Origin of the sequence: Pontibacter silvestris, assembly GCF_020907275.1 — a bacterium.
GTDB lineage: Bacteria > Bacteroidota > Bacteroidia > Cytophagales > Hymenobacteraceae > Pontibacter > Pontibacter silvestris.
On the sequence record NZ_JAJJWI010000006.1, the window covers coordinates 63,911 to 77,483 of the forward strand.

General features: G+C 42.3%; 9 protein-coding genes. 6 read left to right on the forward strand and 3 right to left on the reverse strand.

The window, feature by feature from the left end:
• Positions 1-163 precede the first annotated feature (163 nt).
• Together LN995_RS07045 and LN995_RS07050 are read left to right on the forward strand one after the other, a co-directional pair.
• The gene (locus LN995_RS07045; protein WP_229959786.1) at positions 164-952 is read left to right on the forward strand and encodes a PhzF family phenazine biosynthesis protein; all 789 of its coding nucleotides are present in this window, start codon (positions 164-166) and stop codon (positions 950-952) included.
• 70 nt (positions 953-1,022) lie between these two features.
• Entirely contained in the window at positions 1,023-2,336 is a 1,314-nt protein-coding gene (locus LN995_RS07050) for a DUF885 domain-containing protein (protein WP_229959788.1), read from the forward strand.
• Between the two features lie 92 nt (positions 2,337-2,428).
• On the opposite strand, the gene LN995_RS07055 is transcribed toward LN995_RS07050, so the two are convergent.
• Entirely contained in the window at positions 2,429-3,061 is a 633-nt protein-coding gene (locus LN995_RS07055; RefSeq protein WP_229959790.1) for a nitroreductase family protein, read from the reverse strand.
• 216 nt (positions 3,062-3,277) lie between these two features.
• Between LN995_RS07055 and LN995_RS07060 the strand changes: the two genes are divergently transcribed.
• Positions 3,278-3,757, forward strand: coding sequence for a Dps family protein (locus tag LN995_RS07060; RefSeq protein WP_229959792.1), 480 nt, complete (start codon positions 3,278-3,280; stop codon positions 3,755-3,757).
• A gap of 74 nt (positions 3,758-3,831) precedes the next feature.
• On the opposite strand, the gene LN995_RS07065 is transcribed toward LN995_RS07060, so the two are convergent.
• A complete protein-coding gene (locus LN995_RS07065; protein ID WP_229959794.1) occupies positions 3,832-5,586 on the reverse strand; it encodes a M14 family metallopeptidase in 1,755 nt (584 codons plus the stop codon).
• 231 nt (positions 5,587-5,817) lie between these two features.
• Here LN995_RS07065 and LN995_RS07070 point away from each other — a divergent pair, with 231 nt between their 5' ends.
• Positions 5,818-6,153: a hypothetical protein gene (locus tag LN995_RS07070; protein ID WP_229959796.1), complete on the forward strand. Its 336-nt coding sequence runs from the start codon at positions 5,818-5,820 to the stop codon at positions 6,151-6,153.
• Positions 6,154-6,211: 58 nt separating this feature from the next.
• Here LN995_RS07070 and LN995_RS07075 read toward each other — a convergent pair whose 3' ends face one another.
• Positions 6,212-6,436 carry a hypothetical protein gene (locus tag LN995_RS07075; RefSeq protein WP_229959798.1) on the reverse strand — a complete coding sequence of 75 codons (225 nt, stop codon included), beginning with the start codon at positions 6,434-6,436 and terminating at the stop codon, positions 6,212-6,214.
• Between the two features lie 140 nt (positions 6,437-6,576).
• On the opposite strand from LN995_RS07075, the gene metG reads away from it, so the two are divergent.
• Both metG and LN995_RS07085 read left to right on the forward strand, forming a co-directional pair.
• Positions 6,577-8,616, forward strand: a complete 2,040-nt coding sequence (metG, locus tag LN995_RS07080; RefSeq protein ID WP_229959800.1) for a methionine--tRNA ligase — start codon at positions 6,577-6,579, stop codon at positions 8,614-8,616.
• 593 nt (positions 8,617-9,209) lie between these two features.
• The gene (locus LN995_RS07085) at positions 9,210-13,475 is read left to right on the forward strand and encodes a hybrid sensor histidine kinase/response regulator (protein WP_229959802.1); all 4,266 of its coding nucleotides are present in this window, start codon (positions 9,210-9,212) and stop codon (positions 13,473-13,475) included.
• Positions 13,476-13,573: the final 98 nt, after the last annotated feature.

Here is a 13,573-nt window from a genome sequence, read left to right on the forward strand (position 1 = left end):
TGTTATTGAATATCACAGCCGTATAGCAAAGCTCCTGCTAAACGGCTTTTTTCATTTACCTCTATTCTATATACAAATGAATTAATAGAGCTTTAATAAGCATGTTTCCCAATGTTTGTTGTATTTTTCGCCAGATATCAGTTTAAAAACATAATTGGAACAGATGCCTAAAATAAAGCTATACCAGATAGATGCCTTTACTGATAAAGTATTTCGAGGCAACCCTGCTGCTGTTTGTGTGTTAGACGAGTGGCTCGAAGATGAGAAAATGCAGAACATAGCTGCGGAGAACAACCTGGCGGAAACAGCTTTCCTGGTTAAAAGAGAAAATGACTATGAGATCAGGTGGTTTACTCCTCTCGTGGAAGTAGATCTTTGCGGACACGCTACGCTGGCTTCTGCTTATGTGCTGTTTAACTTCTATAATCATGCTACTGATAGATTAAATCTTTACTCGCACAGAAGCGGCATGTTGTCAGTTGAAAAAACAGGAGAGGAGCTGACGCTGAATTTCCCAATTGATGTTATAGAGAAGGCAGAGGCACCTAAAGCTCTGGTAGAAGCCCTAGGAAATACACCAACAGCAACCTATAAAGGAAAAACAGACTACCTGTTGGTTTTTGCCTCACAACAGGATATCGAGGCTATGAAACCTGACTTGCGCCTGCTTGCTACGGTAGAGGCTCGCGGTATTATTGTGTCGGCTCCCGGAGATGAAGTGGATTTTGTCTCACGTTTTTTTGCGCCGCAGGTAGGTGTTGACGAAGACCCTGTGACTGGTTCTGCTCATACGACACTTATTCCTTACTGGAGCGATAAGCTAAGGAAAAAGTCATTAACAGCCAAGCAGCTGTCTAAGCGCCATGGTGACCTGAAGTGCGAGCTGCTAGGCGACAGAGTAAATATCTCTGGTAAAGCAGTAGCTTATCTGACAGGTGAAATTGATGTTTAATCAGTTATAAAACTACAAACAAAGAGCAGCGGCAGGCGTTAAACCTGCCGCTGTCTATTCCTGCATATCAATGAGAAAGACCTTCTTCCTTATTTTATTTACCTGTTTCTGGGCCTGTACATCTACTAAAGAAAAAGAAACAGCACTACAGGTATTGCCAATGTATGAACTGGCTGAGCGTTATGTAAAGGTCGTTCTGAAACTTGGCCAGTACGACAGCGATGTAGTGGATGCCTATTATGGCCCTGAAGAGTGGAAGCCTCAGGAACAGCCTGCTACTGATTCACTGCCAGTATCAGGGTTGTTACAGGAGCTGCAATTGATTAAGGAAAACCTGCAAAATCAAAGCACAGATACCTTATCCGAACTGGAAAAGAAGAGGCTTATCATGTTTAAGAAGCAGGTGCTGGCCATTATTACCAAGGTGCAGATGATGCAAGGAAGAGAGTTTAGTTTTGATAAGGAAGCAGAACTGCTTTACGATGCTATGCCGCCACATTATGAGGTGGCTCACTTTGATTCTTTGCTTAACGCCATAGATAAAGAGTTGCCAGGAGAAGGCAACATAGCCGATAGATGGAGTACTTACAGTGCTGAGTTTATCATACCGAAAGAGAAACTGGATGCTGTGTTTCAGGCTGCCATTACCGAAGCCCGCAAAAGAACTAAAGCACATTATAAGCTTCCCGAAAACGAGAACTTTCGGGTGGAATATGTGACAGATAAACCTTGGTCGGGCTACAACTACTTTCAGGGAAATGGCTATAGTTTAATTCAGGTAAATACTGATTTTGCTATCAACATTGAACGTGCCATTGACCTGGCTTGTCACGAAGGTTATCCGGGGCATCATGTATTTAACACTTTGCTGGAGCAACACCTTGTAAATACTAAAGGCTGGAAAGAGTTTTCTGTTTACCCGTTATTCAGCCCGCAGTCGTTGATTGCAGAAGGGAGTGCTAATTACGGAATAGAGGTTGCCTTTCCTGCTGAGGAGCGCCTGGCATTTGAGAAAGAGGTACTGTTTCCCTTAGCAGGCCTGGATACTGCCGAAGCAGAACGGTATTATAGTATCCTGTCGAAGATAAACCAGCTGAACTTTGCAGGTAACGAAGCAGCACGGCTTTACTTAGATGGTAACATAAGTCATGAAGAGGCTGCGGACTGGCTCATGAAGTACAACTTTTACGAAAAAGGAAAAGCCCTGCAGCGCACCCGGTTCATTGATCGCTACAGAAGCTACGTTATTAACTACAACCTGGGGCAGGAGCTGGTGCGAGAATATGTAGAAGCACACGGCGGCACAGCCGATAACCCGGAAAAGCGTTGGGAAGTGTTTCAGGAGTTACTGTCTACGCCAAATACAGCTTCTATGCTACAATAGGTGCTCTGGTAGGGAACAAAAAATGTAATCCCGTTCATATAGATAAAAGCCACCTCAACGGTGGCTTTTATCTATATGAACGGGATTGGTGCTTAAGGAATCCTTACAAAAAGCTTTTCTTTGTCTCTGCGTACTTTTTTAGCGCTTGCTAAAAAGTCTGCTGCTCCCTGGCGATAACCTAATGGCAGCATAAGTACGCTGCGCAAGCCTTTCTCTTTCAGGTTGAGTAAAGCATCCAGCCCAGCCGGGTCGAAACCTTCCATAGGCGTGGCGTCTACTTTTTGTTCTGCCGCTGCCGCCAGTGCTGTACCTAAGGCAATATAAGCCTGTCGTGCCGCCCACTCATATTGTTGCTCCTGGCTTTTGGAAGTGATAGATCCCATAATGCTTTTTTTAAAGTCAGTTAAGGTTTCTTCTGCCACTCCGCGTGTGGTAGCAATATTTTGCATATACTCATCTACCTGTGCTTCGCTGATGCCGTCCCAGGCAGCAAAAACCACTACATGAGAAGCTTCTAACAACTGTGGCTGGTTCCAGGCTACTGGTTGTATTTGTTTGCGCAGTTTTTCGTTTTCAATAACAAATATGGTGTAAGGTTGTAATCCAACAGATGAGGCAGACAAACGAATAGCATCTAAGATACAATCTACTTTCTCCTGTGGCACCCTCTCGCCAGTCATGCGCTTGGTAGCATAACGCCAGTTCAGGTTATCTATAAGGCTCATTAATGATACGTTAGTTTGGTTTAATGTATATACATGTAAATCTAATCATAATTGTTTTACATGCGAAACTGAATTTCTAAAAGAGATGAAATCAATATCCTTTAGGGAATACTTACGTTACGAAAGGGATGACATTTATCATTGAATGTCTGTTTCTGTTAACTTAAATTCACGTTAATAATAATAAAACGATTCATAAACACTATTAAAAAGACTATGGCAACCAAAAATCTGATAGGCATTGATGCTGAGAAAGCAGCGCAACTGGCACAAAAGCTAAATGTTCTGCTGGCTGATTATCAATTGTTTTACATTAATACAAGAGGCTTTCACTGGAACATATCAGGAAACAAATTCTTTGAGCTTCATGCAAAGTTTGAAGAACTTTACAACGATGCTATCTTAAAGATAGATGAAATAGCGGAGCGCATTCTTACGTTAGGACATACGCCTTATCATTCTTTTACAGATTATCTTAATAACTCAGCTATTAAAGAAGTATCTAATGTTTCTGATGGCAATACCGCTATAAAAGAGGTGCTGAACAGCTTTAGTACGCTAATAAGCCTAGAGCGGGAAATACATAGAATGTCTGCTGAAGCGGATGATGAAGGTACCAACTCCTTGATGAGCGATTACCTAAGCGAGCAGGAGAAGCTTGTTTGGATGTACTCTGCTTACTTAAAAGACGAATAGCATTAGCTAAAAGTGCAACCTGGTTATAAAGCAGAAAAGCCACCGTTAAGGTGGCTTTTCTGCTTTATAATATTTTACAAGGGCAGCTTTATGTCCTGCATTAACCTTCCTATAGGGTACATCATGTGTGTGTATTCGTAGTGCGGAGAGTTGTGGTATACAAAATCCAGTTGGGCACGAGCATTTTTGGCAAGTTTAGGATCTTTTTTCTTTTCTTCCTCCAGGCGCTGAAGCAGGTCAGGGTTGTTCTTTAGTATTTCTGCCGCCAGATCTTCAAACACATAAGACGAGAAATATTCCTTTTGCATCAGGATAGAATCAAAGAAGTTCCAGTTAAAGTAAGAGTCCGTTGCCTGTGGCTCCAGTGTTTCCATTAAAAAGCGGTTGGCTTCCTGGTTCAGGTACACTACATAATCGCCTTTAAAGAACTGACGCAACATTTCCTGCGTCCGCAGCTGTACGTCAGAGTGCAGGTAGTGCCCTTCGTATGGGTGCTGTCCTGTTTTGTAGTCGGTAATATAATAAGTATCGAGGGTTAGGGTAGTATCTCTGCCAAGGCGTTGTAACTTTACATCGTTCAGCATCAGGCGGTCAATTACCTCGTGCCATGCCTGCGGAATGATATAAGCTACTGGCTTCTGTACTGTAATGGTTGGTTTAAATGTATTGTAGTAAGGTATAGTGGAGGACCAGGGAGATTTGCGGTCGTAGTAAAGGCGCTCCTGCCCGGAAACTTCACTTGGCTTATGTTTTGCTCCATATCCTAAAAAAGGAATCTGCTCTACCTGTGTTGTGTCAAGCTCCCAGCTTAGGGCAAACTCCTGTTGCGTAACAGTTTGTTGCTTGGCCTTTGCTCGGGCCGTAGCAATTTTTTCGGAGTCACGGTGTATGGTTTCGATCAGGTGTTCCATCAGCTTATAAGTAGATTTCACACGTTGGTCAAATGGCTTGAGCATGTGCGTTTCAGGCATAAAACCAATGGTGTTATGAAGAGCGGCATATCCTGTAGAGTAACGTGGAGACTCCAAGAATGCGACAGTGCCTGACTCCGGTGTCTCACCAACCGTGCTCATGTAAGGTACCATTGGGAACTTGTCTTTCTTCATTTCCTCATACAAAGCAGGTGCCATGGTTTGGGTAAGATAGCTTGCCAAGCTCGGGTTTAGCTTGTTGTGCTGCGTCGGAATCAGTGTCATCACATGCTGATAATCGGCTCCGTTAGATGTGTGATTATCAAAAAATATATCCGGGTCCCACTCATGGAAAATAGCATGAAACGTTTGTGCATTGCGGGAGTCAGCTTTAATGTAGTCGCGGTTCAGGTCGTAGTTGCGGGCATTTCCCCGGAAGCCATAACTTTCCGGTCCGTTTTGGTTGGTACGGGTGTAACTGTTGCGGTTTAAGGCACCTCCAATGTTATAGATAGGTATAATGGCTAATACCACGTTATCGAGCTGCTTTCTTAGCTTTGTGTCTTGAAGGTAATTTCGCGCCAGCATCATGGTCGCATCAATTCCCTCTGGCTCACCCGGGTGAATACCATTCTGAATCAGCAACACACGTTTATTCTTTTTGTGTATGGACTCCGGGTCAAAATCCTTATCTGTGGACACAACAACCAAATGTAATGGCTGCCCAACATCTGTCATGCCATAGGGAATCATTTTTACCTCATCGTAAGCGTCATCAAATTTGGTATACCAGTCAATGGCTTCGTTATAGGTGGCTGTTTGGTTACCGGTGCCTTTTTCGTACGGAGTTTTTAAGTCAGGCTTCTTATCGGGAACTCCGGTAGTTAAAACAGCAGCTAAAAGTAAGGTAGATAACATGGTTAGTGTTTCGCTTAGTAATAATAGTGTAATGTTAGCTATTAAAAAGGTAAAATGATAGCATTTGTAGCTGGTTGCTATGTAGAGTAGTGGCTGTTGATAACTTGCTCCCGGATTAGATAAGAATAGGTTTTCAGACTTTAATGCTTTCTCTTATTATACTTTTCCTTCGTATACCTATTTATAGGAACTCTGAGCTGAGGAGTGAGTATAACTATAGAATGAATAGGTATGAAAATATATGTAATTTACAGTATAGGGTTGATGTTGTTGGCAATAATAAGTTGCCGATCGCTTTCGGAAGGAGGGGAGGGTACAGCCATTCAGCAAAACGTAAACCAACGGGTACGGCTTGTGGATGATAGTCAGTATGGATTGCGACAACACATGGATAACCAGGCAAGTGAAATAAACCGGAAGCGAAACATAGAAGAGTTCGACCGGAACGGCCCCGCTATGACACCACCAGAAAGGCGGCCTGTTTTATTGCCTCATGCGCCAGTAGACTCTACCAGGCACAATATTTACTGGCCTTATAATACAAGAGCCTGGCCATACAGCAACTAAGTTGCTAAAATAGCAAACACCCCATCTTTAAAAACTTAAAGGTGGGGTGTTTGCTATTTTATTTATCCTCTTCGTCCTCATCTCTTACATCTAGTGGCTCATCTTCCACATGCAGTTCTGCAGGCTCTATATCTACGTATACTTCATTTTCTGATGGAGTGGGATCTGACTCATGGCTGGCATCTTTTGGAGCAGGATTATCTTCTATTTTATGCTGATGATCTTTCTTACCCAAGTTATCGCCATCGTCTCTGCGTGTTCTGAAATTATCTCTGTTGTTCATAATCAAAGTATTAAAAGGTGATATTTTTTGTACGAAAAAGAGAAAGCATGGTCCGTAAATAGGTTTGATTTAATGAGATTGACCAGAGGTGGCGGTGCTTTCCATTCTGTATTTGTATATTTGTTTTTTTAAGAAGAAACATGACAGATTATCCAAAAAGATATACCATAACGGCTGCTTTGCCCTATGCCAATGGGCCGGTACACATTGGCCATCTAGCAGGTGTGTATTTGCCAGCCGATATTTATGTGCGTTACCTGCGTTTGCAGGAGCGTGATGTGAAGTTTGTTTGTGGCTCTGATGAGCATGGTGTGCCTATTACCATCCGGGCTAAAAAAGAAGGAATCACACCTCAACAGGCTGTCGATAAATATCATGAGCTAATAAAGAAGTCTTTCGAGGATTTCAATATTTCGTTTGATATCTATAGCCGTACTTCTTCTGAAACGCACCGTGAAACAGCCTCTGACTTTTTTAAGAAACTGTACGAGGAGGGCAAGTTTATAGAACAGACTTCGCAGCAGTATTACGACGAGGGGGCGCAGCAATTCCTGGCCGACCGCTACATAGTGGGTACTTGTCCGAAGTGTGGAAACGAAAATGCCTACGGCGATCAGTGTGAGTCTTGTGGTACTTCCCTGAATGCCACAGACCTTATCAACCCTAAAAGCACATTAAGCGGACTAAAGCCTGTGCTGCGCGAAACAAAACATTGGTATTTGCCTCTGAATGACTATGAGGCATGGCTGCGTGAATGGATTGTGGAAGGGCATAAGCAGGACTGGAAGCCTAATGTATATGGGCAGTGCAAAAGCTGGATTGACCAAGGTTTACAGCCGCGTGCCGTTACCCGCGACCTTGATTGGGGCGTGCCTGTGCCAGTAGAAGGTGCCGAAGGAAAAGTGCTTTACGTGTGGTTTGATGCGCCGATAGGTTATATTTCTGCCACAAAAGACCTTACTCCTGATTGGGAAACTTACTGGAAAGACAAAGACTCTAAACTGGTACATTTTATTGGGAAAGATAACATTGTGTTCCACTGTATTATTTTCCCGGCTATGCTGAAGGCGCATGGCGATTACGTGCTGCCGGATAATGTGCCTGCCAATGAGTTCCTGAATCTGGAAGGAGATAAAATCTCTACGTCCCGCAACTGGGCAGTATGGCTGCATGAATACATGCAGGATTTCCCAGGTAAAGGTGATGTGCTGCGTTATGTTTTAGCCGCTAATGCACCGGAAACAAAAGATAATGACTTCACCTGGAAAGACTATCAGGCCCGTAATAACAACGAGCTGTTGGCGATACTGGGTAACTTCATTAACAGAGCTGTAGTGCTGACGCAGAAATATTACGAAGGCGAAATACCTGCCCGGGGTGAGCTGACAGATTACGATAAGGATGTGTTAGGTGTACTGGAGGGTATGCCAATGGTAGTTGCTTCTTACCTGGAGCGTTATCGCTTCCGCGATGCATTAGGTGAGTTGATGAATCTGGCTCGTTTAGGAAATAAATATCTGGCTGATACAGAGCCCTGGAAGCTGATTAAGACAGATGCAGAACGCGTGCAAACAATCATGAACATTGCATTGCAGATCTCTGGCAGCCTGAATATTTTAATGGAGCCGTTCTTACCTGAATCTGCCGCTAAATTGCGCAGTATGCTGAACATGAACCAGGGGAAATGGGCGCAGGCTGGTTCTGCAGAGCTGTTACCTGCAGGCCACATTATCGGTAAACCTGAATTACTATTTGAGAAAGTGGAAGATACCGCTGTAGATGCGCAGGTGCAGAAGCTACTGGATACTAAAAAAGAGAATGAAATGGCTAATGCTGAGGCCGAACCTGCTAAAGAAAATATCACGTTCGATGATTTCTCTAAAATGGATATCCGCATAGGTACTATTCTGGAAGCTGAGAAAGTAGCCAAAACCAAAAAGCTTTTGAAACTGAAGATAGATACTGGTATTGACCAGCGCACAGTAGTAAGTGGCATTGCGGAGTTCTTTGATCCTGAAAAGATAATCGGACAGCAGGTAAGTATATTGGTGAACCTTGCTCCACGTGAAATCAGAGGAATTACCAGCCAGGGAATGATTCTGATGGCAGAAAATGCTGATGGCTCTCTGGCCTTTGTGCAACCAAGTAAGGAGCTGAAGAATGGCAGCGGCGTGAGGTAACAAGTTACATAAAATAACAAAAAAGGCTTGCTCTTAAGAGCAAGCCTTTTTTGTTACACATATAGATGCTCCGTCTCATAACAAAAGCATTACTACCGGATGTTTTGTAACAAAGGTTGCTAGCAGTTAAAATAAAGCAGATGCTTTAGTAGGCTTTTAATTCTATCCTTTCACTACTAGCTACTAGCAGTTAATCTTGTAGATTCATATTCATTCAGAATCCTATTTAGCAGCTGCTATTCTGGCTATTATTTTGTACGCTTTGTGTTAGTATAATTCAATTTGTATAAGCTATGATGTTTGGCTTAGTAAGATTTTGCTCTGACTTTTGTAAAATAAATAACCTTTAAAGTAGTTGATTTATTGAATTTAAGTTTTATTTGTAACTTAAAATATTTACATAAAAATGTTGCAACATTAATTTAATTAAAATTAAAAAGTTCAATTTTTTGTTTGTAAAATATTGCTTTATGTAGCTTGTGTCTTGTATATTTAATTGCAGGCTATAACATTTTACAATTATTAATTTAAAGGTGTTTTGAAAGTATGTTGGTAAAGTACCTTAATGGGTTTTTAAGAACAAATAAGCCGCTGTGGCTGTATCAGGCGACTATATGCTGAAAGTTTACCTTACTTTTTTATTGTTTTGTTTCTATTCTGTATTCTCTTTTGCAAAGCAGCCTGATATCAGGTTTACACACCTGACAAACATAAATGGTCTCTCACAGAGTACAGTAAAGTGCATACTGAAAGATAAGTATGGCTTTATGTGGTTTGGAACACAGGACGGCTTAAACAGGTATGACGGCTATGAGTTTAAAATATACAGAAACAATCCTAAAGATTCTAAAAGCCTGCGATCCAACGATATTACAACACTTTATGAGGATAGACAAGGGCGTTTATGGATAGGTAGTAATCTGGGAGGGTTGAGCCTTTATGATAGAACAACAGATTCGTTTGTTCATTTCTTTGAAGGTGCAGATAGCAAGCCTGGTCTCAGTCATAAAGATGTTACTTCCATTTATGAAGACGGGCAGGGGAATTTATGGATAGGTACTAACTGGGGGTTGAACCTGGTAAATAAAAAAGCAACAAAGATTACTCATTTTCTGCCTGATTCAACACTAGATCATGCATTAAGTCATGGCACTATTAACGCAGTTTTTGAGGATACGAAGGATAATCTCTGGGTTGGCACACGCAAGGGGCTTAATCTTTTAGATCGAAAGTCAGGAAGATTTAAGCATTATCTATCTAGTGAAAATAGCCCAGGAAGTATCAGCCATAATGTTGTTAAATCCATGTTTGAAGACAGAGAGAATAATCTCTGGATTGGTACAGAAAATGGCCTTAACCTGCTTAACAGGAGCAGTGGTACTTTTAAGCAGTATAAACATGAACCTGCAAATCCTGAAAGCCTTGGAGGTCAGGCTGTAGCTTCTGTCATCAGTGCCGGAAACGGCAACTTGTGGGTTGGCACTGAGCAGGCCTTAAATCTCTTCAATACCAAAACAGGCACATTTACCCGATATGTCAGTAATCCCATTGATAAGGGAGGCTTAAATAACAGTGTTGTACTCTCTTTGCTACTGGATGACCAGGGAATACTGTGGGTAGGGACATATTCGGGAGGAGTTAACAAATATGATAGGAACCTGGCTTTCTTTAGGCAATACAGCAGCCATTATGCCGATTATTTTACCTTGAGCTTTAATGTTGTTAGCGCTTTTGCAGAAAGTGCAGCAGGCGATATATGGGTTGGTACTGATGGTGGAGCTCTGAATCTGTTTAAGAAGTCTGCTAATCAGTTTTTGCGTTATAATCCTGATCCTGCTAACCCGGAATATACACTGGCAAATTATTCTGTACTTACGGTGCTGCAGAGCAAAAAGAATGACTATGTCTGGATTGGTACCTATGGAGGAGGAATGGACAGGTATGACCCGACAACCTACACCTTTAAGCATTATAAGCAGGGAGAGGGACCGGACCAGTTAAGCAACAACAATGTGTATGCTCTGTTGGAAGATAGAAACGGTAATGTCTGGATTGGTACAAACGGAGGAGGAGTTAACGTACTAAACAATAAGACACAGACTATTAAAAAGTACCGGCACTATGTTGATATGCCAGATAGCCTTGCAAATGACGTTATCCGTGCCCTTTATGAGGACAGGCTTGGGAATATCTGGATTGGTACGTATGGCGCTGGAGTCAGTGTTTTTAATCCTTCAACTAAAAAGTTTACACACTACCATAAGAGCAACAGTAACTTAGGGAGTAATATTGTACTTTCCTTTTTAGAAGACAGAAAAGGAAACATGTGGGTAGGTACTATGGGAGGTGGCCTTAATATGTTTGATGAAAAGCGTAAGAAGTTTATTTCCTATAAAGAAGAACAAGGCTTACCCAACAACACTATTAACTACCTTGCCGAAGATGAAAAGGGCAACCTTTGGATGAGTACCAATAACGGTATTTGTCGGTTTGATCCTGTTAACAAGACAAGCAAACACTTCAGTTTATTTAATGGGCTTCAGGGGTATGAATTTTTACCTGGGTCGGGCTTAAGAGCTAGTACTGGTGAAATTTATTTTGGAGGGCAGAATGGGTTTAATGTTATAGACCCTGCCAGCGTACCAGAGAATAAGTATGCGCCTGCTGTTGTATTTACAGATTTTCAGCTATTCAACAAATCCTTAGCAATTGGTGCAGAAGACTCACCTCTAAAGCAGCACATTGCCGAAACAAAAGTAATTGAGCTGGACTACGACCAGTCGGTGCTGTCTTTCGAGTTTGCAGCTTTAAGCTTTACGACACCAGAAGAGAATCAGTATGCTTATAAAATGGAAGGGTTTGATAAAGGATGGCATTATGTGGGCACACAACGCAAAGCTACTTATACAAACCTTGATCCGGGAGAGTATGTGTTTCAGGTTAAAGCTTCTAACAATGACGGCGTCTGGAATGAAGAGGGTGCTTTTGTCAGAATTATCATTAAGCCTCCTTTTTGGTTGACGTGGTGGTTTAAAGTACTCGTAACCGCTGTAATAGCTGGTGCCTTTTTTGTCTCAAATCAGTATAGGGTAAAATCAATTGAGCAGAAAAGGAAGGAGCTGGAGCGGCAGGTAAAGCAACGAACCTCTGAAGTAGTCCGGCAAAAGGAAGAGCTGCAACAACAGGCGGAAAGTTTAAAGGTTTTGAACCAGCAGCTTGAGAACCAGAAAGTGCATGAGCAGAAGGCCAGGGAAGAAGCTGAAAGCGCCCGTAAAGAAGCAGAAAGAGCTAACCAGGCAAAGAGTATATTTTTAGCGACCATGAGTCACGAAATACGCACCCCGCTTAACGGTGTAATAGGTATGAACTCGTTGCTGTCTAAAACGAAGCTTGACCCGGAACAGCAGACTTATACAGAAATAATTGGGGCTTCTGGTAAAAGCTTGCTTGCTGTTATTAATGATATCCTTGACTTCTCTAAAATAGAGTCCGGGAAAATGGAGCTGGAATACCATCCCTTCAACTTAAGAGAGTGTTTGGAAGAAGTACTGGATATGTTTGCTGATAAAGCCTATCAAAAGCAGTTGGAGATTCTGTATCAGATGGAGCACAATGTGCCACAACAGGTAGTTGGAGATAGCACCAGGTTAAAACAGATATTAATAAACTTGGTTGGGAATGCGGTTAAATTTACATCAGAAGGGGAGGTTGTAGTAAGAGTGAAAAGCCTACGCTTCTTAAGTAAGGAGCAGGTTGAATTAGCTTTTGATATAACAGACACAGGCATTGGTATTGCAGACGAAAAGTCTGGCCAGTTATTCAAGGCCTTTACGCAGATAGACTCTTCAACAACCCGGAAGTATGGAGGGTCAGGGTTGGGTTTGGCTATTTGTAAGCGGCTGGTAGAGCTGATGCAAGGGCGTATTGGTGTAAAAAGCCAGTTGGGAAAAGGGACAACTTTTTATTTCACAGTTCTTGTGCAGGCAAGTCCGCAAGCTGCTCAAACTAATGTTCCTCCGACTCTTTTGGAGTTGGAGGGGAAACAGGTTTTAGTGGTAGATGATAATGCTACTACCCGAGACATTCTTAAAAGCCTGCTACAGCAGTGGAAGTTTAAGACATTGGTGGCAGCCTCAGCAAAAGAGGCTTTAGAACTATTGCTAACGCACAAGTGCGATCTTATTATCACTGACATGAATATGCCTGAGATGGATGGCGTAGCGTTGGCTCAGGCCATAAGGCAGCAGGATACGAAGCTTCCGCTTATTTTGCTGAACTCTATCGGGAACGTGCTGGAATATAGTGAGAAGAACTTGTTCTATAATATATTACTAAAACCTGTAAAACAGTTGCAGTTACACAAACAAGTGGTAAACTGCCTGAAAATGCTCCGAAGCGAGGAACAGCAGGAGCTGGAAGAAAACCAATTGACCGATAGTTTTGCCATACAATACCCTTTGCAGATTTTAGTTGCTGAAGATTACCCAATGAACCAGCTTTTTGCACAGATGGTGTTGGAAAAGTTAGGTTATGCGTGGGAGCTGGCCGAGAATGGGGTACAGGTGTTAGAGGCCATCGAAAAGAAAGCTTATGATATTATTTTGATGGATGTGCAGATGCCGGAGATGGGCGGCCTGGAAGCAACGCGCATCATAAGGGTGCAAAATGGCGTTGGAGTACAACCTTACATTGTTGCCACTACAGCCAACGCTTTGAAGGAAGATGAGCAGGAATGTATGGCCGCAGGTGCAGATGCTTATATCAGCAAGCCCATCGAACTGGAACAATTAATGAAGATACTACAAAAAGCAGCCCTTGTAATTAAAAGCAGAGCATCAAAAGAAATCAACAGCTTATAGTACAAGAAGCTTACTTAGCCAAAACCTCTTGTACTGTAAGTTGTGACATGGCTAAGTAAGCAGTGTGTTTATAAAACCTAAAGGGATTTGATGGGATT

Excerpts from the sequence above, each read along its gene's own strand:
- LN995_RS07045 (WP_229959786.1), top strand. The coding sequence starts at position 164 with ATGCCTAAAATAAAGCTATACCAGATAGATGCCTTTACTGATAAAGTA.
- LN995_RS07050 (WP_229959788.1), top strand. The coding sequence starts at position 1,023 with ATGAGAAAGACCTTCTTCCTTATTTTATTTACCTGTTTCTGGGCCTGT.
- LN995_RS07055 (WP_229959790.1), bottom strand. The coding sequence starts at position 3,061 with ATGAGCCTTATAGATAACCTGAACTGGCGTTATGCTACCAAGCGCATG.
- LN995_RS07060 (WP_229959792.1), top strand. The coding sequence starts at position 3,278 with ATGGCAACCAAAAATCTGATAGGCATTGATGCTGAGAAAGCAGCGCAA.
- LN995_RS07065 (WP_229959794.1), bottom strand. The coding sequence starts at position 5,586 with ATGTTATCTACCTTACTTTTAGCTGCTGTTTTAACTACCGGAGTTCCC.
- LN995_RS07070 (WP_229959796.1), top strand. The coding sequence starts at position 5,818 with ATGAAAATATATGTAATTTACAGTATAGGGTTGATGTTGTTGGCAATA.
- LN995_RS07075 (WP_229959798.1), bottom strand. The coding sequence starts at position 6,436 with ATGAACAACAGAGATAATTTCAGAACACGCAGAGACGATGGCGATAAC.
- metG (WP_229959800.1), top strand. The coding sequence starts at position 6,577 with ATGACAGATTATCCAAAAAGATATACCATAACGGCTGCTTTGCCCTAT.